The 24,807-nt window shown below is 45.0% G+C and carries 14 protein-coding genes; 11 read left to right on the top strand and 3 right to left on the bottom strand.

The annotated features are described in order from the left end of the window. The first annotated feature begins 8 nt into the window (after positions 1–8). From FHS68_RS15930 to FHS68_RS15920, 3 genes are all read left to right on the top strand, one after another. On the top strand, positions 9–953 hold the full coding sequence (locus tag FHS68_RS15930; RefSeq protein ID WP_167271857.1) for a helix-turn-helix transcriptional regulator: 945 nt from the start codon (positions 9–11) through the stop codon (positions 951–953). Positions 954–1,068: 115 nt separating this feature from the next. Continuing rightward, entirely contained in the window at positions 1,069–1,614 is a 546-nt protein-coding gene (locus tag FHS68_RS15925; protein WP_208408329.1) for an NADPH-dependent FMN reductase, read from the top strand. A gap of 106 nt (positions 1,615–1,720) precedes the next feature. Further along, positions 1,721–3,007: an O-acetylhomoserine aminocarboxypropyltransferase/cysteine synthase family protein gene (locus FHS68_RS15920; RefSeq protein WP_167271855.1), complete on the top strand. Its 1,287-nt coding sequence runs from the start codon at positions 1,721–1,723 to the stop codon at positions 3,005–3,007. 168 nt (positions 3,008–3,175) lie between these two features. Here FHS68_RS15920 and FHS68_RS15915 read toward each other — a convergent pair whose 3' ends face one another. Continuing rightward, entirely contained in the window at positions 3,176–5,320 is a 2,145-nt protein-coding gene (locus tag FHS68_RS15915; protein WP_167271854.1) for a S9 family peptidase, read from the bottom strand. Positions 5,321–5,650: 330 nt separating this feature from the next. Between FHS68_RS15915 and polA the strand changes: the two genes are divergently transcribed. Further along, positions 5,651–8,530, top strand: a complete 2,880-nt coding sequence (polA, locus tag FHS68_RS15910; RefSeq protein WP_167271852.1) for a DNA polymerase I — start codon at positions 5,651–5,653, stop codon at positions 8,528–8,530. A 244-nt stretch (positions 8,531–8,774) separates the two neighbouring features. Here polA and FHS68_RS15905 read toward each other — a convergent pair whose 3' ends face one another. Both FHS68_RS15905 and FHS68_RS15900 read right to left on the bottom strand, forming a co-directional pair. After that, entirely contained in the window at positions 8,775–10,370 is a 1,596-nt protein-coding gene (locus FHS68_RS15905) for a SusD/RagB family nutrient-binding outer membrane lipoprotein (protein ID WP_167271850.1), read from the bottom strand. Positions 10,371–10,422: 52 nt separating this feature from the next. Continuing rightward, positions 10,423–13,614, bottom strand: a complete 3,192-nt coding sequence (locus FHS68_RS15900) for a SusC/RagA family TonB-linked outer membrane protein (RefSeq protein WP_208408361.1) — start codon at positions 13,612–13,614, stop codon at positions 10,423–10,425. Between the two features lie 699 nt (positions 13,615–14,313). On the opposite strand from FHS68_RS15900, the gene FHS68_RS15895 reads away from it, so the two are divergent. The 7 genes from FHS68_RS15895 (at position 14,314) to FHS68_RS15865 (ending at position 24,741) form a co-directional block, all read left to right on the top strand. Continuing rightward, on the top strand, positions 14,314–14,541 hold the full coding sequence (locus FHS68_RS15895) for a response regulator transcription factor (RefSeq protein ID WP_167271845.1): 228 nt from the start codon (positions 14,314–14,316) through the stop codon (positions 14,539–14,541). Positions 14,542–14,593: 52 nt separating this feature from the next. Further along, positions 14,594–15,235, top strand: coding sequence for a hypothetical protein (locus FHS68_RS15890; protein ID WP_167271843.1), 642 nt, complete (start codon positions 14,594–14,596; stop codon positions 15,233–15,235). Positions 15,236–15,408: 173 nt separating this feature from the next. Beyond that, on the top strand, positions 15,409–17,136 hold the full coding sequence (locus tag FHS68_RS15885; RefSeq protein WP_167271841.1) for a 3-keto-alpha-glucoside-1,2-lyase-like domain-containing protein: 1,728 nt from the start codon (positions 15,409–15,411) through the stop codon (positions 17,134–17,136). A 40-nt stretch (positions 17,137–17,176) separates the two neighbouring features. Beyond that, entirely contained in the window at positions 17,177–19,171 is a 1,995-nt protein-coding gene (locus FHS68_RS15880) for a plastocyanin/azurin family copper-binding protein (RefSeq protein ID WP_167271839.1), read from the top strand. A 205-nt stretch (positions 19,172–19,376) separates the two neighbouring features. Then, positions 19,377–19,946, top strand: coding sequence for an RNA polymerase sigma factor (locus tag FHS68_RS15875; protein ID WP_310588582.1), 570 nt, complete (start codon positions 19,377–19,379; stop codon positions 19,944–19,946). 130 nt (positions 19,947–20,076) lie between these two features. Beyond that, positions 20,077–21,174, top strand: a complete 1,098-nt coding sequence (locus FHS68_RS15870; protein WP_167271835.1) for a FecR family protein — start codon at positions 20,077–20,079, stop codon at positions 21,172–21,174. Between the two features lie 108 nt (positions 21,175–21,282). Next, a complete protein-coding gene (locus tag FHS68_RS15865; RefSeq protein WP_167271833.1) occupies positions 21,283–24,741 on the top strand; it encodes a SusC/RagA family TonB-linked outer membrane protein in 3,459 nt (1,152 codons plus the stop codon). Positions 24,742–24,807 lie beyond the last annotated feature (66 nt).

Below are 24,807 nucleotides of genomic sequence, written 5' to 3'. Positions count from 1 at the left end.
CGCCAAAAATGAATCGTTTCGACCGTATTACCGCCATCCTGATCCAATTGCAATCCCGCAAAATTGTGAAGGCGCAAGATCTGGCAGAACGGTTTGAAATCAGTTTGAGAACAGTATATCGGGACATCAGTTCCCTGGCAGAAGCTGGTGTACCAATTATTGGGGAGGCAGGCGTAGGTTATTCGATCATGGATGGCTATCGTCTGCCTCCTGTTATGTTTACCAAAGAAGAGGCGCGAACATTTATTACGGCAGAAAAACTGATGGAAAAATTCACGGATCTTTCCACGCAGTCGCAGTATCAGTCCGCCATGTTTAAGATAAAGGCGGTTTTGCGGAGTACTGAAAAGTCAATGGTGGAAAATCTTGAAAGCCACATTGAGATCCGTCATAATAATAATCTTTTCCATAAATCCAACAGCAATACCCTGGACGTTTTGCTCAAAAGCATCTCGGAAAAAAAGATCACGAAGATCAATTATGCTGCCGTGAGTGCGCACGATCCGATGGAGAGGATTATTGAACCCGTCGGCGTTTACCATGAAAATAATTATTGGTATACCATCGCTTTTTGCCATTTAAGGAACGATTACCGCAATTTCCGCTCCGACCGAATCCTTCATTGCGAAATGACCGAGCAACCTTTCAAGCAAAAACATGCCCCGCTTAAAGATTTCATGCATGACACCTGGGAGGCGGAAAATATGCGCCTGATCCGCATCAAACTCGAAAAAAGGGTCGCAAGATATATCCGCGAACAGAGGAATTTTTATGGTTTCGTTTCCGAAGTTACCAAGGGCGATTATATTGAAATGTCCTTCCTAAGCCCATCGCTGGAAGGTTTCGCTCGATGGTTTCTGATGATTGCCCCCAACTCCTTCATCCTGGAACCTGAATCCCTGAAATTGACCGTTAAAAACTTGTTAGGCCAGATTGCGGAAAATTTGCAGTAATCGTGGCGCCGGAGGTTTTGATGGAAGCATTGGCAAAACTTTGATGTGCTTATAACGCAACCTGAAACGCCACCACGAATTACCAAAAATTAGGCCTGCATCGTAAATTGCAGGTATGAAAAAGATCAACATTCTTGGAATATCCGGCAGCCTGCGTGCTGACTCCACCAATACCATCATTTTAGCATCTATCGGCGAACTGTTTCCGGAACATGTATCATTTAAGATTTTTCAGGGCCTGGACAAAATCCCACATTTCAGTCCGGGCCTTGATGATACTGAGGGTGTGAAGAAATTCAAAGACGCGATCCAGCATGCGGCAGCAGTCATTATCTGCACACCAGAATATGCATATGGCGTACCCGGAACATTGAAAAATGCATTGGATTGGACCGTTGGTACCGGCGACCTGAATCAAAAACCGGTTGCTGCGATCAGTGCTTCCCCGCTAAATTTGGGTGGTGATAAAGCCCTCGCCTCCCTCCTGCTCACCCTGACTGCATTGGGAACCAACCGAAACGAATCCTCCGCGCTTTCCATCGCCAATGTGAAGCGCAAAATAGAATCGGGTAAGGTAACAGATCCAGAAACGATCGCTGCATTGCAGGCACAATGTGATAACCTGTTGAAACTCATTGCAGAATCAGCAGCTGACTTCTAAAAAAATTCTATTTATTATTCGGCAAGCAAAAGACTACCGTAGTGATATACCGTGTATTTATAATTTGATACATTTGGGCTTTATCCACCTATAAACGTTCTTAAAAATGAGATTTGAAACCTTACAACTCCACGCGGGACAAGAGCCCGATCCAGTCACGAATTCACGTGCCGTACCCATTTATCAAACCACCTCTTATGTTTTCAATAATGCCGAGCACGCGGCCAATTTGTTTGCATTGAAAGAATTCGGAAACATTTACACAAGGGTCATGAATCCGACGAATGATGTTTTCGAAAAAAGAATTGCTGCTTTGGAAGGCGGTGTGGCTGCATTGGCCACTGCATCAGGGCATTCTGCGCAGTTTTTGGCAATTAATAACATTACTACGGTTGGGGATAACTTTATAACCACCTCGTTCCTGTACGGAGGTTCCTTCAACCAGTTTAAAAATTCCTTCAAAAACATCGGCGTCGAAGCTCGCTTTGCGGATGGCGACGATGTGAGCAGTTTTGAAAAGCTGATTGATGACAAAACAAAGGCTATATATCTTGAAACGATCGGTAACCCAAGCTACAGCGTGCCCGATTTTGAAGCATTCTCCGCTTTGGCCACAAAGTACGACCTTCCATTGATCGTTGATAATACATTTGGGGCAGCAGGAGCCATTTTTGCGCCCATTAAACACGGTGCGCACGTTGTTGTGCAATCAGCCACCAAATGGATCGGCGGACACGGCACTTCCATTGGCGGTGTCATCGTGGATGCAGGAACTTACAACTGGGGAAATGGCAAATTTGCGCAATTCACGGATCCGGCTCCCAGCTATCATGGATTGGTTTACAATGATGTATTTGGCATCGGCGGACCGTTCGGGAACATTCAGTTTATCATCCGCGCCCGCGTAGAAGGATTAAGAGATTGGGGACCTTGCCTATCTCCATTCAATTCGTTTTTGTTTTTGCAAGGAATAGAAACCCTTACGCTCCGTGTTGAACGTATTGCCGAAAATGCATTAAAACTGGCGCAATGGCTTGAAAATCATCCAGGTGTAGAAAGTGTAAACTACATTGGTTTAGAAGGTAATCAATATCACCAATTGGCTAAAAAGTACCTTTCAAGAGGATTTGGTGGTGTTTTATCATTTACATTAAAAGGCGATAAATCAACCGCGGAAAAGTTTGTGGACAACCTGAAGCTGATCAGTAACCTGGCTAATGTTGGCGATGCAAAGACATTAATCATTCATCCCGCATCCACCACCCACTCACAGCTTTCCGAAACCGAGCAAATCTCAGCCGGCGTTCATCCCACACAACTGCGGATTTCCGTTGGTATAGAGCACATTGATGACATCATCGCTGATATTGAAGGATCGATGGGTTTGTTGTAGCATTGTTGTTCGGGTTGTTCGGGCGGTTAGAAATTGTTCGGAGTTGTCAGGCGTGGTCAGAAATTGTTTCGGGGTTGTCCGATCTTATAATGAATGACAACACCTGACAAAAAATGACCATCCCGAACAACCCTGACAATACCGAACTACTAAGAACCAAATCCCCCCTCACTTCTCGATTCCCTCTAACGCAAACATGAAGGCATACCGCAGGGCGACTTCTTTGAGATAATCAAACCGTCCTGATGAACCGCCGTGGCCGGCGTCCATGTTGGTTTGAAGTAACAGCACATTTTTGTCTGTTTTATGCGTCCTGAGCCTTGCTACCCATTTGGCTGGCTCGAAATACTGGACCTGACTGTCGTGCAGGCCAGTGGTAACAAGCATATTGCCGTAATCCTTTTTCTCTACGTTGTCGTAAGGTGAATAAGATTTCAGGTACATGTACGAATCTTTGTTTTTTGGATTACCCCATTCGTCAAACTCATTGGTAGTCAATGGTATACTCTCGTCAAGCATTGTCGTTACCACATCCACAAAAGGTACATCCGCAACGATTCCACGCCACAGGTCGGGCCGGAGATTGGAGATAGCGCCCATTAATAAGCCCCCTGCACTGCCGCCCTCGGCGAACAAATGGGCCGATGATGTATATTTTTCTTTAATCAAAAACTCTGCGCAATCGATAAAATCGAAAAACGTGTTTTTCTTTTTAAACATCTTTCCATCCTCGTACCACTGACGGCCCATTTCCTGTCCGCCACGAATGTGCGCGATGGCGAAAATAAACCCGCGGTCCAGCAAACTTAACCTTGCGCTGCTGAAACCGGCATCCATACTGTAACCGTAAGAACCATACGCATACAGCAACATCGGCGTTTCAGCACTTTTAACAGTTCCTTTTTTATAAACCAGCGAAATCGGCACCTTAACCCCATCCCTGGACGTAGCATACAACCGTTCGGTGACATATTGCTCCGAATCATAACCGCCAAGCACTTCCTGTCTCTTTTTGAGGTCCTTTTTCTTCAATTCCATGTCATAATCGTAAACCGAATTTGGCGTGGTCAGCGAAGTGTATGCATATCTTAACGTTTTGCTGTCATATTCAGGATTCGCTGATGGATAGGCCGCATAAGCAGGTTCACCGAAGTCTACATAATGTTCCGCTTTTGTGTTGACATTTCTGATCCTGAGTTGCAGGAGCCCGTTTTTACGCTCGGTAACCACCAAAAAATCCCTGAAAACATCAATATCTTCAACCAGGACATCTTTTCGCGCCGGGATTACGTCTTTCCAATTATCGACACCGGTACTGCCGACCGGCGTTTCCATCAGTTTAAAATTCAGCGCATCCTTATTGGTTACGATCAGGAATTTGTCGCCCTGATGGTCGATGTCGTACTTGACATCCTTTATTCTTGGCTGAAAAACCCTGAATTCTCCATCCGGTTTATCGGCATCCAGTATACGATGCTCGGAAGACATGGTAGCGGACGAAGAAATGACAATGTATTTATCAGATTTCGTCTTCCCTACCCCGATGTAATTGCTTTTATCCGTCTCGGCGTACACCACCACATCGCTTTTGGCATCGGTACCCAATATGTGCCGCTTTATTTTTTCGCTTAAAAGCGTTTTTCGGTTCGTCAAAGGGTAAAACAAGGTTTTGCTGTCATTACCCCACTCATAACCAGGATCGGTCGGAAAAATGGCGTCTTTGAAATTCTCGCCCGTTTCCAGGTTCTTGATGTACATGGTATACTCCCGTCTCGAAACAGTGTCCACGCCGTACACTAGCAATTTGTTGTCGGGGCTTACATTGAACCCATTTGCGCTATAATACGAATGTCCTTCCGCCAGTTTGTCCACATCCAGCAATATTTCCTCAGCTGCATCCAATGTGCCCTTTTTCCGACAATACTTATAATATTGTTTCCCCTCCTCACTCCTGGTGTAGTACCAATACCCATTTGAAAAAACTGGAACCGATTCGTCTTTTTCTTTAATCCGCCCTTTCATTTCGGAGAAGAGGTCCGCCTGAAACTTCTTGGTAGCCGCCATCATCGTATCTGTATAAGCATTCTCTGCTTTCAGATAATCGACAACTTTCGTGCTATCAGGCCCTTTGCTAAAAAAATCGGCCATCCAGTAATACTCATCATTACGCTTATCGCCATGCATTCCGGTCTCATGGTCTTGCTTTTCAGCCACAGGAGGCGTCGCTTCCGGCCATTGATATGCTTCTTTCACTTCTTTATTTTGATTACAAGAAAAAACTAAAACAGCTAAAACCAGTAAAATAATTCTCATAACGCATAGATTAATTAAATGGTTAATAAGTAAAGATCTTTTTATAATTATCGATACTGTTAAAATAAATTGAAAGCATCAAACTATTAATAATACTGAAAAATACAATATGAAATAAAAGTATAAAATGTAAATAAAGTATAAAAAGACCCAAACTGTCAATAAACTCACTACTTTCATTATGACCAGCAAGCCCTCCCCTTTCTCCCTTTCCTCCCTCCTCCCTGACCCTTCCCCTTTTCCCCCAAAAAGCAATCTACAAAAATCCCTCCGCAATCCCTTTCAGTCGTTTACAAACGTTATATTTGGAATTCGATAATCACTTACCTCATGGATAAACCCGTTCACAAACTATTTCTTCTTGACGCAATGGCGTTGATATATCGTGCGCATTTTGCGTTTATCAAAGCTCCCCGCATTACTTCAAGAGGCTTAAATACAAGTGCCGTTTTCGGATTTACAAATACACTTCTCGAAGTTTTACAAAAAGAAAAGCCCACACACCTCGGTGTCGCCTTTGACACTGCTGCTCCTACGTTCCGGCACGTACAATATGAAGCGTATAAAGCCCAGCGGCAGGAACAGCCTGAGGACATCTCGGTTGCTATCCCATTGGTGAAACGTTTGCTGAAGGCGATGTGCATTCCGGTATTGGAGCTGGATGGTTACGAAGCGGACGATATCATTGGTACCGTTGCCAAAGAAGCATCCCGGGAAGGGTTTGAGGTGTTTATGATGACACCTGACAAAGATTATGGACAGCTGGTGGAGCAACATGTGTATATGTACAAGCCCGCTTTTTTAGGAAATGGAGCAGAGAAACTGGGGATAACCGAGATATTGGCGAAGTGGCAGATCAAACGGATCGACCAGGTGATTGATATGCTGGGATTGATGGGCGATGCGGTTGATAACATTCCGGGTATACCGGGCGTAGGTGAAAAAACCGCCCAAAAGCTGATTCAACAGTACGATACCATCGAAAACCTGATCACGCACGCGGACGAAATCAAAGGAAAACTGGGCGAAAAAATCCGTGAAAATTTTGATAAAGCAATCCTGAGCAAGCAGCTTGCGACAATCGATTGCCAGGTACCGGTTCCATTCGACGCAGAAGACCTCACGATGTGCGGCCCCAATGTGGATCTGGTCGTTGAGCTTTTTGATGAATTGGAATTCAAAACTTTGAAACAGCGGGTACTTGGCATCAGTCAGACTGGACAGCTCGCTCCCACAGCAAGACCGGCCACACCCGCCAAAGAGAAAAAAGGCCAGCTGGACCTTTTTGGCAACCCAACAGAAGAGCTTGGAAAACAACCGGCGATCATCAGCGAAGGTATTGCGGACGATGACGCGCCGGAACAGGCCTATGAAGACCTGAAAATACCAACTACTAAACGGACGATTGATAATACTTTCCATCGCTACCATACCGTCGATACGCCGGAGCTGATGAAAGGCCTGGCCTATTATCTGAATCTGCAGGACGCATTTTGCTTTGACACGGAAACCACTTCGCTCGATACCATTGAAGCGGAATTGGTGGGACTTTCATTTTCTTATCTGGCGGGGGAAGCATTTTACATTCCAGTACCTGACGACCGGGAGAAAGCGCTCGAAATCCTGGAAAATTTCAGGGAAGTCTTTGAGAATGAAAACATTGAAAAGATTGGTCAGAACATTAAGTATGACTTATTAGTACTCAAATCGTATGGTTTAGAAGTTCGCGGGAAAATGAGTGATACCATGCTGGCACATTACCTGCTGGAACCTGATAAACGGCACGGTATGGACATTCTAGCCTCCTCGTATCTAAACTACGAGCCAGTTTCTATTACTTCGTTAATTGGGAAAAAAGGGGTTAAACAAGGTACCATGCGCGACGTATCCATTCCGGAAATCACGCAATATGCAGGCGAGGATGCTGACATTACGTTGCAACTCAATACCATTTTTTCAAAAGAACTTCCAAAGGTCAATGCTTCCAAGCTTTTTCACGGTGTGGAGATGCCATTGCTGAAAGTATTGGCAGCCATGGAAAACACCGGTGTGCGATTGGACATTGGCACATTGCATGAAATGTCAGGCGTCCTGGAATCGGATTTACGGATCACCGAGTCGGAGATTTATGCGATTGCAGGTCAATCGTTCAATATCAGCTCGCCGAAGCAGTTGGGTGAGGTGCTTTTTGACAAAATGAAACTCATTGAGAAGCCGAAAAAAACGAAAACCGGACAATATGCTACCGGTGAAGACATTCTTTCCGAATTGGAAAATAATCATGCGATTGCCCGTAAAATACTCGATTACAGAGAATTACAAAAATTGAAATCGACTTATGTCGATGCGCTTCCGCTCCTGGTAAGCCGACGCACTGGCCGGATACATACATCTTACAACCAGGCCGTGGCCGCGACAGGACGCTTGAGTTCTACCAATCCCAACCTGCAAAACATCCCTATCCGGACGCCGCGAGGCCGCGAAATACGTAAAGCATTTGTGCCGGACACGGACGATTTTCAGATCCTTTCTGCCGATTATTCTCAAATCGAATTACGGATCATGGCGGCATTCAGCGGCGATGCGAGTATGTCGGAAGCATTTAACCAGGGACGCGACATTCACGCCACAACTGCCAGTAAGGTTTTCAAAGTGCCGCTGGAAGAAGTTACTTCGGATATGAGAAGAAAGTCTAAAATGGTCAATTTCGGGATCATTTACGGTATTTCCGCTTTTGGATTGGCCCAAAGACTGGGTATCCCAAGAAGCGAGGCGGCTGAAATCATCCGCGCCTATTTTGAGGAGTTTTCTGCTGTGAAAGGTTATATGGATCAGGTTATCAATAAAGCGCGCGAAACAGAATATGTGGAAACCATTTTGGGAAGACGCAGGTATCTGCCGGATATCAATTCAAGAAACCAGACTAACCGCGGATATGCCGAACGAAATGCAATCAACGCGCCAATCCAGGGGTCAGCCGCAGATATGATCAAAGTAGCTATGATCAACATTCATGATTTTATGGCCAAAGAAAAACTGAAATCCCGCATGATCCTGCAAGTGCATGATGAGCTTGTATTCGACGCCCACCGCGACGAAATTCCTTTGCTGAAAGAAAAAGTAGATGAGCTGATGCGAACTGCCATTCCCATGGCCGTAAGAATGGAAACGGGGATCGGCATCGGCGCTAATTGGCTGGAAGCGCATTAAGAAGAGGGAAATGGGTAGGAATAGTTCGGAGTAGTTCGAAATGGGTAGGGATAGTTCGAAATGGTTCGGAATAGTTCGGGATAGTTCGAGATAGTTAAGAAGGTCTGTATGACAACAAATGCCCAACTCACCGAACAACTCCTTACAACACCAAACAACGCTGAACAATTACGAACAACTCCGAACAACAAAAACAAAGGGTCGGCAACTCAACGTTGCCGACCCTTTTTTCAATGCGAAACTATTATTTCGTCAACCAAAGTGCCTGATTGATATCGTCTTTGCCTGCAAATTGGCTTTGGATCGCTGCGTTATAGTTGGCTTGGTTTGTTGTCCTTTCAGACAGCGGGTATTGCCAACGCAATGCGATACGGCCTGAATTTCCAGTTCCTACACCCGTCATAAATTTAGGAAAACCTGTGCGGCGATAGTTAAAATAAGCTTCCATACCCGAATTCATGAAGAACGCCAGGTATTTCTGGGTAACAATTTGCTCCAACCCGGCAGCAGTGTTTCCGGCATACTTAACCAGTGGCTGCGCATAGTACTCGTCGAAGTTGAAATTGATCGTGTAAGTAGCAAAATCTGCTGCTGCGCGGCCGCCCGTCTTCGAATAGGTCATGGTCAAAGCGCCTGTTTTGACACCATAAAATTCCTGGGAAGCTTTGATTCCTTTTTTGTACCAGTCTTCCGCGCTGCCCGCTGCCCAGCCTCTGTTGATCCCCTCTGCAATATTGAAGCACAGCTCAGGATAACCGATAATAAATGCATTTTCACCTGTATAAGTGCTGTAATAACGCGACCTGCTTTGGAACGAATACTCTCCCGGCGCGAAGCCTGCGCCATTGTCCTTTCCAGCCTTATTTGACATATCTGACAAATCTTCTCCTGAACTTGCCGCCACAAATGCCGAGAAATCAGAAGGTAACTTACCAGCTTTGAGCTGTGCTCCCGCAGGCTCCGCAGTAACCATCACCCGTGGGTCTTTCCTGGCTGTCAACAGTCCAACATAGGTTTGTGCCATATTTTGACGGGTGGCGTCGAAACCGAAGTTGTCGGGATTTGAAGGATATTTGTTAAAGTTGTTAGACTTAAATTCAAGATTGTCCGCCATTCCCTCCATGATAGGATACTTGGTTGGGTTACCCAGAATTTCAGCAAATTGAGCTTTTACATTCATCCCCGCTTCCGCATCTTTTTTGCTCAAACGGATCAAGATCCTCATCCGAAGACTGTTGACCACTTTCTGCCATTTCCTGAGGTCTTCGCCAAGGTAGAAGTCACCTTGAACCCTGGTATCGCTTTTGGCGATCAATGCAGTCATATCAGCATTGGACTCATCCAGCCATTTCAGGATTTGAATGTATACATCCTTCTGCGTGTCATACTTCGGTGCAACGTTTTCAAGACCTAGTAATGCTTCCGACAAAGGAAGATCCCCGGCGCGCACTGACATTTGATCGTAAAAGAAGGCACGGAAGAATTTACCCAAAGCCGAATAAACGTTAAGATCCGTTCCCAAAGATTTTTTAGCTTCCTCTTCCATCTTCACCACATTCTTCAATGTTGGAAAATGATTATCGAAAGTTGACCAGCTGTACTCATTGTTACCGTAGTAATTATAATTGATCGCGTAAAACTGGTTCCAGCGCATTTCTTCGCTAAAAGGAGTTCCAGTATTATTGTACATATCAAACTCAATCCCTTGCAGCACAAGATAGGCTGGCGCAGTAGTGGCATGGTTTGGATCCTTTTCGAGCTCCTCAAAGCTCTGTTCACAACTTGTCAGGCTTAAAACCCCTGCTGTGAAAATTCCGAGTATTATTTTATTTACTTTCATTCCTTTCGATGTTGAAATTTTAGACTTTAAACTACTTTTCAAACCCCTCTCGTTAAAAGCTAAGATTTACGTTAACCCCATATCTGCGAACAGAAGGTGTCTGCAAACCTGATCCGCCGCCAGAAACATACTGATTAAGGTCAATGTCTTTCTTTTCGGCAAAATAAAGCAGGTTACGACCTACGAACGATACAGATGCAGTGCGGATAAATTTGCTTCTTTCCAACCAACTTGCCGGGAAAGAATATCCAATAACCACTTCACGAAGCATTCCGAACGAGCGGCTCATTAAGTTACCGTCATCCGAATTGTAGTAGCGGCTTACCCAATCCTGAACAAATTGCTTTGTCTCATTATTCTTAAATTTCAGAGACGACAGGTTAGTGATGTTTCCATCAGCATCAAAATTAAGTGGTGTACCGTCCACAACCTGAACTCCTTCTCCAAGGTAGGTTTTAACCATCTGGTCGCCTGTTTTGCCACTGATGAATTCGCGGTAATCGTTTTCACGAGCAACACCCATTTCTCCCTCGATCAAACCAATGTGACGTCCACCACGGAATGTTTGTCTCTGAACATAATTAGAGATTACCCCGCCAATACGGCCATCAAATTGAAAACTCAGGTTGATGTTTTTGTAAGAGAATTTGTTGTTGATCCCGAAAACGAACTTAGGATTCACATGACCCAAAAAGCGGGCCGTATTGGTGTAAATCGGCCTACCAGAAGCGTCATTGATAATTTGTCCTTCAGCAGTCCTTGCAAACGCACTTCCATAGAACTTATCTATCCGGTCACCCACTCTGAAAAAAGTATTCAGTTTATCCTGGCCAGGATAAATATCTGTCAGCTTCTCTTTGAAAGTTGAGTAGTTGGCAACGATGTCCCAGTTGAAACCCTTTTCTGTTCTTACAGGCGATCCGGTCAAAGAAACCTCCCATCCTGTTTTTTGGGTTTTGATACCATTTACAAGCGCCGAACTGTAACCTGTGGTTGTCGAGATAGGCAGCGAGAAAATACGCGGGCCTTCGTTGGACACAAAATAGGTAACATCTAACCCAAGGCGATTTTGCATGATACGCAAATCAAGGCCAACCTCAGTTTGTGAAGTCGTACTTGGCTTGATATCAGGATTATTAAGCGTGTTTGTAAAATAAGCCGCAGGTGTATTATTGTAAGCAAAAGGTGTTGAATAAACGGCTGCATTCTGATAGGTAGGCCCATCATAAGGAGAACTGTATTGTTCTCCGTAACCAACCGGATAACTGGTTGAAGGCGTAGCACCGATCGTCGATTGCGTCAAACCATCTTTCACATTAGCATAGGAACCTCTTAGTTTCAAAAATGAGATTACCTCCGGTAAGTTCATGTAATCTGAAAGTACCGTCGAAGCGGCAACAGAAGGATAAAAGAAAGTATTGCTACCAGAAGGCAACGTCGAAAGCTTATCCATCCTTCCAGTTGTGGAAAGTGTGAAGAAATCTTTAAACGTGAAATCCGCAGAGTAATAAGCAGAAGCAACGCGCATGGCCGATACAAAATTGGAATTTTGAACCGGGTTTGCTGAGTTATTGAAGTTGTAAAGGCCTGGAACGTTCAGATAGTTAGTCGATCCGAAAGACGAGTTGTACTCAAAGCTACGAATGTTACCACCACCCCAAATCTTGGCATTTAAACCAGGAAGAATGTCCTTATCGAACTTAATAAGAATGTCCGTATTGTTTTCAAACAAGTTCCTGCGGTCTTCACGATAATCTCCCCTGCGCTCGTCGCGGCCATATGAACCCGCTGAGTAAGGCATTTTCTCGCTGCGGAACAGGTTCCATGTTGTCACCTGAGTACGTAATGTAGCTTCCAGGAAATCGGTAAACTGATAGGACATAGCAGCCTGACCGATGATGTCCGTTTTCTGGTGCCCTCTGAGCCATTCATAGCTCATGAAGTAAGGGTTATTGTAACGCTGATATTCGGAGTAAATCTGCTGAACACCTTCCTTACCTGGCTGCCAGTAATTCTTCATATCATCAATATCCCAGTCTGCACCTGCCCATAACACGATATTGTAAATGATCGAGTTTGGACCATAATTAACATCAGGAATGTTTGGCGTATACTGACGATTGTATTGAAGCGAAGAAGTGAATTTCAGTTTTTTAGAGAAATTGTAATCCGCTACAACATTGAAGTTCGTAATGTTAAGCTTAGTGTTTGGCACAATACCATTTTGGTGGGTATGTGACGTTGAAAAGCGGACATTATATTTCTCACCGGTAGCAGCAATTGCTATGTTGTTTGTCGACAACAATCCAGGCTGCAAAAAGCGGCTTAAATTGTCTTTACCGCGTGCAACCCATGGAGTTCCAGACCGTACGCCAGTTGCCGGATCAACCGGGCTGTCGTATTGAGGGATCAATTGTCCTTCGAACTTCGGTCCCCAGCCACCATCATAATCACCGTCGTTCAGGCCACCGCCTTTTCCGTCTACAAAAGCATAGCGACCGTGGTCACCCGGTCCATACAAATCCTGAACTTTCGGAATAGCATAAAACCCATTGTCAATCATGGTTGAAGAGTTAAAATCAACCGAGAACCCGCGCTTATCTTTCGATCCGCGTTTGGTAGTGATCAATATTGCTCCGTTTTTACCACGAAAACCGTAAAGTGCTGATGCTGACGCACCCTTCAGAACTGAATAAGTATCAATGTCATCCGGGCTAACATTCCATGTATCAGAGTTAACAGGAACCCCGTCAACTACAAAAAGAACGTCTGTGTTACCGCGAAGCATGATATTCGGCCTCCTCAACATTTCCTGTTGGATACCGACAGTCAAACCAGCCACTTTACCAGCCAATGCATTGATTGCATTCGGCTCCCTGGCTTTTACAGTTGAGTTCCCATCCACAGTCTGGATAGCAACCCCGATTCTGCGAATGTCTTTTTTGATACCTAAGGCGGTAACAACCACTTCATTAAGCTGGCGAAGATCCGTTGTCAGGGACACGTCAATCGTGCTACGTCCGTTCACTTTTACCTGCTGGGTTGAAAATCCTAAAAATGAAAAGATCAGTTCGGATGTGTTGTCGGTTATATCAATCCTGTACTTCCCATCGGTGTCCGTAATGGTACCGTTGGTAGTACCTTTGGCGATAACACTAACGCCCGGAATCGGTGCACTGTCTTCTTGTCCTGTCACCTGGCCCGTAATAACTGTCTGGGCCCAGGCAAATTGTGATAGAAGCATCAAACCCAGGAGGAAACAAGCCTGGCTACTTCGCCTGAACGTATCCAGCCGAGAGTGTGAGTAAAAAGGTCTAATCATGAGCGAGAACGTTTATTAGTTAAAAAATTAGGGAAAGACTTCTATAAATAACCTGTCCAATCAGAATACAAAAATCCGGTTTAATCAGATTAACTGTGTTAAGTATTTATTAACAATCTATGAACAAATCTGGCTGCGCACGAAAGACGACACGGACCGATTTTAGATTTCGTTAAAGATATTACGGACTCATGCGTCCTACCCTTTCCCCATTGATTATCCCCAAGCCCACTTTCAACGCCCGGCCTAGTGTCAATAAATTGAAGAGCAAAAAATACGACCAAGTCGCTGGCTATCGACCTAACTATAAGTGTTTTATGGTTACATTTCAGAATAAAACTTTCCAGATTACCATTTAATATTGGAATTGGCATAGTCGACAGATTTCAGACACCCCCAGAGATTTTCTGAAATAAGAAAAGCCTGGTAAACAGATTTGACGTATCATGTTTACCGGTTGTTACTATGGGAATGCAGCCGATAAGAAGTACTGCCGTTTTTAATGGTGCTAAACATTTACCTACACGCGCGAAGGATTTTTCGAAAAATTAATGTGACTTTTTGATCATCCGTACGTCTCAATGTAAATGTCTCGAAAAAGGATAAACTTACAGGAGACCAATGTTCACAGAACGGGAAACTCAGATTATATTGCTGACGGCCAAAGGCCACAAGTCAGCCGCCATTGCGCAAGCGCTTTTTATTACCAGGGAAACCCTCAAATCCCACAAGAAAAACATAATTCGAAAGGTCAGGCGTGTCGCGAAAAGCGAATTGTCTCTTTTGGAATTTGCAATTGATTACGCTGAGAAAGCGAAAATATCCCCCCAATCGGGGGATTTACATTGATTATGACATCAAGTAGATTTGTTCATTATTAACAATAAACTTTGATACCCGTATGAAAAAGTTCACACTAGTAGCATTAGTAGTAAGTCTCTTCCTGGTAGCGGTAATCGTTTCCTGTGAAAAGAGTACAAAGGACCCCAATACGCCTTCTTTCCTTCTCGACGCGAACAATCTGGCTGATCAAACAGGAGGATTTTACGCCAAAGTTCGCCAGGTCAATGTCGAAAAAGGAATAGAAAATAGTCAAAAGAAGTTGAAGTTAACATGGTCAGATGGCGACATAAAGCCTTATATCGTCAATATCTTCTTCGAGGAACAGGATTGGGAAGATTTTAATCTCGTTTCGGGGCAATATGAAATTCTGTTTTTGAAGCACGCGCTTATCATTAATGATCCTATTAAAAGTATAAAACATGAGTTTGTGGTACCGAATGAGTCCTTAAACGATATGCAATCGAAATTGCCCGCTAATTATATTTCCACTTCAGCTATTCGCGCAATCGGTATTTCGGTTTACGGAAACCACGCAGCACTAAGAGGTAAGCCTGCTTTGAAACCGGAGAACTGTGCGAATTCGGGCGGCACAGGCACTAGTTCCTGCTCCAATGCCTGTTGCTCAATTACATGTTTGTCAGGTTATTATGCAACCTGCGGAAACACTTGTAACTGCACCAAAATTCCAAAAGGCACCTGACACAATTTCAATCAAACTTCAAAACGCCTGAAAAGCTGCTCCAATGATCAGCCTTTCAGGCGTTTTTTATGCCCCAATACTTTGAAAATTAATTATAAAATTTCAGGATATATTAGTAGAAAAAAATGCGAACTTCGCTTTTTAATTGTAAACAATACACTTAATATATTCCAATGCGTCGACACATTGTAAAAGTCTGCCTCCTTTTTCTCAGCAGCCCTATTTTTGTTTTGGGGCAAACGGTGAAGGGCAATTATTCCCCTCTATCGCTTAAAGATTTGAGTTCGTTTCAAAGCAGCAGTTCCAACTGGTCCGTTCAGGGCAATGTTGTAATTCACCCAACCGGACTTACAAAAACCAAAATGTTAGCAGGTGAAGGCGTTTTGATTGGTAATGCAGGCAGCGCAATCACAACCAAGCTAAAAGCGAGCGATCTCAGGCTATTTCTGGAATTTATGGTTTCACCAGGTGCCGAAGGAAGCGTTGTTTTACCTGGAGGCCAGAAAGTACGCCTCTCCGACAGCAGCAAACAAAAAATGGCCAATGCATTAACCTCTGGCTATATTGGACAGTTTCCAACCCAAAATGCTTCCAAATCGCCTGGCCTCTGGCAAACGCTTGAACTGGCGTACGATGCATCTGTTCCGCACATTCCGAACTCCGCGCGTTTGAATTCACTTGCGTTGAATGGCGTAACGATATTGGAAACGATCTACCTGCCCAATTCAAAACCAGCAAACGAAGGACAATCACTTTCACTGGAAGTCACCAAAGGAACCATTGCATTCCGTAATATCGGATACCAATTGCTGGCCAACAGCAAGCCATTGACATTAAACAATCTGACGTACAAGGTTTATTCTGATAAGTGGGATAGCAAAGAATACAGCAAACTCGACCATGAAGGACAATCAGGCATCCTGACCCAGGAAGTTACCAACGGCATGCGGGAATTTCATTTGGTTTATGAAGGCGATATAAACGTGAGCGAAGCTGGTGATTACCTCTTTACCACTATCTACTCCGGCCCAGTCCTGACCCTGGATGTCGACGGAAAAAATGTATTGACCAACGGCGAAAGCACATCACAGGAAAGCCATACCGGCTCCGTAAACCTTACCCAGGGAAAGCATCCATTTAAACTTTATTATTCCAGGTTTCCGTGGAGACAACCTGCATTGGGTTTGCGTGTAGAAAAATCCGGTGTTCGTCCATACGACCTGCATGTTCTGTCGTCACTACCGGAGCCAGAACCGAAGCCTTACATTAGCGTAACGCCAGACATGCGGCCCGAAATGGTACGTTCATTTGTTTTGATCCCAGGCGAAAAATACAAGCGTACCCATTGCATTTCAGTGGGAAGCCCGGATGGCTGGAACTACACGGTCGATCTTAACCGTGGCGCATTGTTGCAAGCATGGCGAGGGCAATTTGCCGATGTTACCGAAATGTGGTATGAACGCGGAGAGCCGCAGATATTAGCACCAGCCGGCCTTAATGTCCATATTTCGGGAAGAAGCAGCTTTGCAGCTTTGGAAAATGACAAGACAGCCTGGCCGGACTCATCCAACATTAATTTCTTAGGTTATAAGATCCAGGCGCAGGGTTATCCTGTGTTCAGATATGCTGTGGGCGGCACTACCATTACCGACGAAATGGTTTCCGCTGGCAACACATTCACCAGGACAGTTAAAGTTGACGGAGCTGCAACTTCGCCATTGTATTCATTGCTGGCCAGCGGAAAACGAATTGTGGAGATAGAAAAAGGGCTTTATCAGGTGGACGACCGGTTTTATGTGATGGTTGATAAAAAGGCAAAACCACTGATCAGACCGTCGGGAGAAACCAGCGAGCTCGTCCTGCCCATTTCGGGAACCACAAGCTATTCCATGTTCTGGTAATCTGCCTCAAATTATTGTTTAGTTATTCCGATTCAATTCAATGAAAAATATCCTTTTAATTTCTCTTGTTTCCCTGGGTTGCGTCAGCGCATTTGCTCAGTCTAAACCAAACAAAGAAGATGACTTTTACCGGATCGTTACGATCCCGATCCCGGAAAATATAAAAATGGAAGTGGGCGGTATGTCTGTTCTGCCTGATGGCAGGCTGGCGACGTCTACACGCCGCGGCGAAGTATGGATGATCGGTAACCCTTATTTGAAAGGTGACGGAAAACCTTCATTTCACCGGTTTGCATCCGGCTTGCACGAGCCTTTGGGCCTGTTGAACAGAGGTAAAGATTTCCTGATCTCGCAGCGCGGCGAGGTAACCCGGCTGGTGGATACTGATAATGATGGTATGGCCGATGTGTACGATTCCTTTGCTAAATGGCCGCTTTCCGGAAACTATCACCAATATTCATATGGACCGGTTGCCATGCCCAACGGTGAGTTACTGGTAACCCTCAATCTAGACTGGATTGGACGTGGTGCGAGCCAATCGAAATGGCGGGGCTGGATGTTAAAACTGGGCGAAGATGGCAAACTTACCCCTTATGCAACCGGGCTTCGCTCCCCTTCTGGTTTCGGTTCTTATAAAGGCGATATTTTTTATACTGAAAACCAGGGCGACTGGGTGGGTTCAGGGCGTATGACGCATTTGGAAAAAGGTGATTTTGCCGGAAACCCAGCTGGTTTGAGGTGGAGTAAAGAGGAAGGTTCACCAGTTAAATTAAGTCCGCAAGATGTTCCCAACACAGGAGAACCGATTTATGACGTGGCCAAAAGAGTACCTGGCATCAAGCCTCCCGCCGTTTGGTTTCCCCATACATTGGTCGGTATTTCTACTTCCGATTTTAAAGAAGACGTTACTGCCGGTGCTTTCGGCCCTTTTGCTGGGCAAATGTTTGTGGGTGATCAGGGACATAGCATTATTACCCGGGTAGATCTTGAAAAAGTGAACGGCGTTTGGCAGGGAACAGTTTTTCCTTTCCGAGAAGGCTTTATGTCCGGTATCCTGCGGCTCGAATGGGGATTGGACGGTTCGCTCTTTGTGGGACAGACAAGTCGCGGCTGGTCGGCGACTGGTAAAGAAGAGTTTGGAATTCAGCGTTTGGTGTGGACTGGTAAAATGCCTTTTGAAATGAAAACAATAAGGTCTATGCCAGATGGTTTTGAAATAACCTTTACTAGTGCTGTCGACAAAAAGGCCGCTGCGGATCAGGAATCATATAAACTCAACAGTTTTACTTATAAATACCACCAAACCTACGGCAGCCCGATCGTCAATACCTTGGAAATACCGCTTAAAGGAATTGTGGTATCCGAGGATGGAATGCGGGTTCGGTTGGTTATGGATCCTGTTGCAATCCGCAAAGGATATATTCATGAGATCAAGGCAGAGGGAGTGAAAGCTGCGGATGGAAATTCGCTTTTGCATGCAACTGGTTATTATACGATCAATGAAATTGCAGCTGGAACGCCCGTTAGCAGCGCGCAATTTACCACAACGGTGAAAGCCACAGCCGACCACAGCAACCACACCACTCCTGCCGTAACAGAGGCCGCCAATTCAGCGCCTTCTGCCAAAAGGGTAACCGATATGCCAGCCAGCTGGACCAATGGTCCTGATCAGGTAGTGACCATTGGGACGGTACCTGGTCTCAAATTTGATATTTCGGAAATTCAGGTAAAAGCTGGCAGCCGGATCAAGGTTGTTTTCAATAACAACGACGATATGCTGCATAACCTGGTGATTACCAAACCGGGAACTGCCGATGCGGTGGGCGAAGCGGGTCTCAATCTGGGACTGAAAGGTTCAGAACTTAACTATGTACCCAAGTCCAATGATGTGCTTTTCCATAGTAACATTGTCGAGCCTGAAAAATCAGAATCCATTTATTTCGTAGCGCCCAAGCAGGCTGGTACTTACCAATATGTATGCACGTTCCCCGGCCATTACCTATTGATGCAGGGGAAATTGAAAGTGGTTAAGTAACTCAAACATACGCAAGGCCCTGGCGGTAATTACATACCGTCGGGCCATTTTTTTCTTGCAAATTCCTGAAATAATTAGACTTGTAATGCAAGGAGATTAAAACTTCATTTTGCTTTGATTAGCATAATTCGTTGATAAAATAAAATAAAGCCATTATTAAGATTTGAGCCAGAGAGCATATATATCACAGCGAATCGACATCCATGTGGACCTCTGGCAGAGGTTCAGGGCTGGTGATTCTGCGGCGCTCGGCCAATTGGCGCATGTACATTACCGCGCACTTTACAACTATGCCACCCGCTTCACCTCCGACTCCGACTTCATCCGTGACAGCATCCAGGAATTGTACCTGGATCTTTGGGAGCGCCGCAGTTATCTATCGGAAACGGCTTTTGTGAAATCCTACCTTCTTAAAGCCCTCAGACATAAGCTCATTAAGGAAAGCATTCGGCTAAAACGTTTCCAGGAACCACAGTCTGCATTTTTCGATCCTGAAAACACAGATCCTTCTATTGAAACCAATATCATTGAAGATGAAAATGTCCGCTACCAGAACGGTCGACTGAAACAAATTATCACACTCCTTTCGAAAAGACAACAGGAAATCATCTATCTGCGGTTTTACCAAAACCTCGACAACGAAGATATTGCGCAGGTAATGGGCCTGGGTCGTCAGAGCGTGTCCAATCTGCTTTATCGTACTTTAAAAGAAATCAAAGGAATATGGATTCCCGTGGAATTTTTCTGGGGAATGATGTTGCTGGTAAACCTCTGATAGGGTGCTTCTGCTGTCTCCAATCTGTTACGAGGTAAAAAATATTTTTATTTTTTTGGTTATATGACTGCTGTAATCTGACATACATACAAAATAGCATACTTAACCCTTCCTTTGCCTCCTTTAATTCATGACTAACTACCGGACTCATAGTGTGGAAGAGCTGGCGACGGACGATATGTTCCGGCGATGGGTTATGGATCCTACACCGGAGATTTCGAACTTCTGGAAACAATGGAATAAAGAAAACCCGGATAGATCTGGTACCGTGGGGCAGGCCAGGGAATTGGTACTGGCCGTGAAAGACATTTACGCCGATGAATTGTGCGAAGAAAAGCTGCAATTCGAAATTGATGAAATTACACGACTTGCAGAGAAGCATAAACAAAGCACACAGCCCAAGGTATTTTATTGGTCGGCGTTATGGAAATCGGCTGCGGTAGTACTAATGGTTTCAGGACTGGCTCTGCTCTACTTTACTTCAAGATCTCCGGAAAAACCCTCTGAACTGGCAGTTCAGACAACAGACCAGCCGCTATCCATGCAGGTGCGGATTAATAATTCTAAAAAGGAAATGACCGTTTTGCTAAGTGATAACAGTGTGGCAACTCTGTCAAGCGGAAGCAGGATCACCTACCCCAAAACATTCGATTCCAGGGAGCGCAGGGTGTACCTGACAGGTGAAGCCTTCTTTGATGTGACTAAAAATTCCAAACAACCCTTCCTGGTTTATACCAATGAAACCGTAACGAAAGTACTTGGAACAAGCTTTCGCGTGAAGGCTTTTGACGGGGACAATACGGTTCTGGTCGTAGTGAAAACTGGCCGTGTGTCTGTTTATCCGAAAAAGGAGTATGAAACGGCATTGGATCCGGCAGGTTTAACAGCCGGTGTTGTATTGAATCCCAATCAGCAGGCTGTTTTCCTAAGAAATGAGAACCGTCTGGAAAAAGGGGTGGTATCCCAGCCTGAGCTGCTATCCGAATCTGTTGTTCAAAAAGACCAGATTTTTGATGATAAGCCGGTAACCGAAGTATTTCAGGATTTGGAAAAAGTATACGGCATTGTGATCGTGTTTAATTCCGAAATCCTAGCCAATTGCGCGATCAACGCCCAGTTTAACGACGAAAACTTGAGACAGCGGATGAATGCGATCTGCCAGGCGATCGGTGCAAGCTATGATATGGTGGATGGTCAGATTGTAATAAATTCAAAAGGATGTATTTAAGAAACACTTTCTTGCCTATGAACTAAAAAAACGTAATCAACCGCATCTCTTTCAATGCAAAAGGATTTAGTCCCACCATTTCAAGTACAGAATTAACCAATCAAACGTATGAACAAACATCGACACCTTTTGAGGCAACATTATTGGGCTTTTCAAATATCATTTTACCAATTATTAATTGCCTTTATTTTGGGAGCCGCAGCTACTGCCAATGCAAATGGAGCACAGGATATCTTGAATCAGAGAATAACCATTCAGGTTAACAATCAGGAAATCAAGACCGTTCTTGCCAAACTTAACAAGCTCACACAGGTTCGTTTTACCTACAACTCATCGCTCATCCGATCGCAGGAGAAAGTATCGGTTAATGCGGTGGAACGTCCGCTTGCAGATGTATTGGACGAAATTTTCCGCCCAATTAACATTACCTACAAAATCGAGGGAAAACAGGTAATACTGGTAAAAAATACGTCAGAACCAGGCAGTTCAATGGTAGTACCTAACTTGGTACCTTCCCTGATCGACCGCACCATCAGCGGCAAAGTGTCCGACGAAAAAGGCCAGCCGCTGCCGGGTGTAAGCATTGTCGTCAAAGAAACCAAGGTCGGTACCGCTACCAACACAGAAGGTACCTATCAATTGACCGTCCCCGATGCGGGCGGCGTTCTTGTTTTTTCTTATGTGGGTTATAGTCCCGAGGAAGTGGTTCTGGGAAGCCAGTCCACTTATGATCTCAGCATGAAACCCGACGTCAGAAACCTGGAAATGGTGGTGGTAACTGCATTAGGTATCAAAAGGGATGCTAAAAAGCTGGGATATTCCACAGCAACGATCAATACAGAAGAAATTACAACAAATAGAACGACTAACCTCGGAAACAGCTTACAAGGAAAAGTAGCAGGTTTGAATGTAACGCCACCTGCGAGCGGCCCGGGCGGGTCCACAAAAATCCGTATACGCGGACAATCTTCATTCGGCGGCAATAACTCCCCGCTGATCATTGTCAATGGTATTCCGATCAACAATAGCAGTGTATCTGCGGGCGGCTCGGCAGGTAATGGAACAGGTAACCCTACCGGCGGATCGTCCGACGCAGGCGACGGTCTTCAAAGCATCAATCAGGATGATATCGAGTCGATGACAGTGTTGAAAGGCGCGGCAGCAGCGGCATTGTATGGTTTTCGCGCGAAGGATGGCGCCATCATCATTACCACCAAAAGCGGCAGCAGAACGACCGGCCTTGGCGTTGAAATCAACTCAAATTTTCAGGCGCAGGAAGCACTGGACTACACCGATTTCCAATACGAATATGGTCAGGGCGAATTTGGAAAACGGCCTACCAACACCGCGGAAGCGCAGGGTTCCGGTGTATTTGCCTTTGGCGAAAAGCTTGACGGCAAACCAACGCCTCAATTCGACGGCAGTACCCAGCCATATTCGGCCAACAAAGACCGCATTAAGGACTTTTATCGTACCGGAACAAGTTTCACCAACTCGGTGGCGCTTTCAGGAGGCAATGAAAAAGGCAATTTCCGCCTCTCATTTGCTAATACCGATGCCAATGCAATCATTCCCAATTCGGCATACCATAAAAGGATCTTTAATCTGGGGCTTAACTATAAGTTTTCGGAAAAGCTTTCAGCGCAGCTGAATACCAATTATTCGAACGAGTACAACAAAAATCCACCGCAGATTGGTATCCAGGATATGAATGCGAACACGACCATTTATACGATGGCAACCAGTATCGATGCCGATTGGCTGAAAAACCGGAAAGACGCAAATGGGAATGAAATGCCGCTATCGCGCTTTACAAACCGTAACAATCCTTATTGGGTAGCCTACGATCGTTTCGAGAATGTGCGCCGTGACAGGATATTTGGTAATACCTCGGTTCGCTACGATTTTACCAAATGGCTGTTTGTGCAGGGCCGTGCCGGGCAGGATTACTACACCCGGCCATATAATTACAACCGTCCGACCGGCACCAGGTCCATCGGTGCAGTGACAACCGGATTCAATGGCTACTACTACCAGGATATTGCGACTTTTCGCGAAAGGAACCTGGACATTCTGATCGGTGGAAACCGCACATTCGGCGATTTTGGGATTGATATCACATTGGGTGGCAACCAGATGCTGCAGATCAGCGACAATGTATCTACCGCGGTGACCAACTTCTATGTACGTGACCTTTACACCATTACGAATGGTCAGGTTAAGAATCCAAATTACGGTTATAGCAAGAAAAAAGTTAACTCCATTTACGGGGCTGCTGAGTTTTCTTACAAAAACTTTTTGTTTGTCAATGTTACTGGCAGAAACGACTGGTTTTCAACGCTTAACCCGGAATCCAACAGTTATCTCTATCCTTCGGTGAGCGGAAGCTTTGTGTTCAGTCAGGCATTTGCCAACGCGCCCAACTGGCTGACCTATGGTAAATTACGTGCCGCTTATGCAGAAGTGGGTGGTGATACCGATCCTTACTCCAATAATCTTTACTATGGTATCAATGCCAATCCTTTCAACGGAACCGCTTTGGGGAACCTGCCATCGGCTGTCAGTCCAAATGCCAATCTCAGACCATTGAAAGTAAAGGAAACGGAGGTGGGTATTGAAATGAAAACGTTTGATAACCGCCTTAACCTGGACCTCTCATTGTACCGGAAAAATACCGTGGATGAAATCCTGAACGTAGATATTTCAAATACCTCAGGATTTAGTCAAACCAAAGTGAACGTAGGGAAATTGCGTAACCAGGGTGTTGAATTCCTATTAACAATTGTACCGGTAAAAACCGGGGGGATAACCTGGGAAACAAGCTTTAATGGAAGCTACAATATTAGTAAGGTTCTTGAACTGGCAGCAGGTCAGCAAAGATTTGATGTAGGTACCGGCGAATTTTTCGGGATAGTGTCCCATGAGGTAGGCAAACCATTGGCCTCTCTGCGTGGATTTGATTATAAAAGAGATACCCAAGGTCGCATCATCACTTCCGGAGGCCTTCCACAGCAAGGTAACCTGATGACTTACGGCAGCGCTATCCCAAAATGGGTTGGAGCCTGGGTAAACACTATCAATGTGAAAGGTGTCCGCATCGGGACACAGATAGACTTTAAAGCAGGAAACAAGGTCCTTTCGAATTCCAACCTAAATTTCTTGCGTGAAGGATTGTCTAAACCATCTTTGGTTGGCAGAGAAGGTGGCGTTTTATTGGAAGGTGTCGCTGCCGATGGTTCTCCCAATGCAACCCGCGTGGAAGCTCAACAATTTTATACATCTTATCGAAGCACAGGCCTGGCTTCTCCCTTTGTTTATAATGGCGCATTTGTGCGTTGGAGAAGCATTACAGTGGGTTACGATCTTTCCCGGTTCGTTAGAGACAAGACATTTGTCAAAGGCCTGACAATTTCCGCGATGTGTAACAATGTGCTGATGATCAAGAAATACATCGATAACCTCGACCCCGAAGCACAAGTTTCCGCATCAGACAATTTGCAAGGAATTGAAACCCATACACTTCCAACTACGAGGAGCTATGGGGTTAATTTGAATCTTAAATTATAATCTAAAGGAGTAGAGGGAAGAAAGGGAGGAAAGGGAGAATAGAAAGGACTCACTTATTCCGTTGCA

It is taken from the genome of Dyadobacter arcticus (assembly GCF_011762185.1).
GTDB classification, from domain to species: Bacteria; Bacteroidota; Bacteroidia; order Cytophagales; family Spirosomataceae; genus Dyadobacter; species Dyadobacter arcticus.
The sequence above is the reverse complement of the archived record's forward strand: the minus strand, read 5'-3'. Positions and strand labels throughout refer to the sequence as shown.

Excerpts from the sequence above, each read along its gene's own strand:
- polA (WP_167271852.1), top strand. The coding sequence starts at position 5,651 with ATGGATAAACCCGTTCACAAACTATTTCTTCTTGACGCAATGGCGTTG.
- FHS68_RS15870 (WP_167271835.1), top strand. The coding sequence starts at position 20,077 with ATGACTAACTACCGGACTCATAGTGTGGAAGAGCTGGCGACGGACGAT.
- FHS68_RS15885 (WP_167271841.1), top strand. The coding sequence starts at position 15,409 with ATGCGTCGACACATTGTAAAAGTCTGCCTCCTTTTTCTCAGCAGCCCT.
- FHS68_RS15930 (WP_167271857.1), top strand. The coding sequence starts at position 9 with ATGAATCGTTTCGACCGTATTACCGCCATCCTGATCCAATTGCAATCC.
- FHS68_RS15905 (WP_167271850.1), bottom strand. The coding sequence starts at position 10,370 with ATGAAAGTAAATAAAATAATACTCGGAATTTTCACAGCAGGGGTTTTA.
- FHS68_RS15925 (WP_208408329.1), top strand. The coding sequence starts at position 1,069 with ATGAAAAAGATCAACATTCTTGGAATATCCGGCAGCCTGCGTGCTGAC.
- FHS68_RS15880 (WP_167271839.1), top strand. The coding sequence starts at position 17,177 with ATGAAAAATATCCTTTTAATTTCTCTTGTTTCCCTGGGTTGCGTCAGC.
- FHS68_RS15890 (WP_167271843.1), top strand. The coding sequence starts at position 14,594 with ATGAAAAAGTTCACACTAGTAGCATTAGTAGTAAGTCTCTTCCTGGTA.
- FHS68_RS15915 (WP_167271854.1), bottom strand. The coding sequence starts at position 5,320 with ATGAGAATTATTTTACTGGTTTTAGCTGTTTTAGTTTTTTCTTGTAAT.
- FHS68_RS15920 (WP_167271855.1), top strand. The coding sequence starts at position 1,721 with ATGAGATTTGAAACCTTACAACTCCACGCGGGACAAGAGCCCGATCCA.
- FHS68_RS15865 (WP_167271833.1), top strand. The coding sequence starts at position 21,283 with ATGAACAAACATCGACACCTTTTGAGGCAACATTATTGGGCTTTTCAA.
- FHS68_RS15895 (WP_167271845.1), top strand. The coding sequence starts at position 14,314 with ATGTTCACAGAACGGGAAACTCAGATTATATTGCTGACGGCCAAAGGC.
- FHS68_RS15900 (WP_208408361.1), bottom strand. The coding sequence starts at position 13,614 with ATGCTTCTATCACAATTTGCCTGGGCCCAGACAGTTATTACGGGCCAG.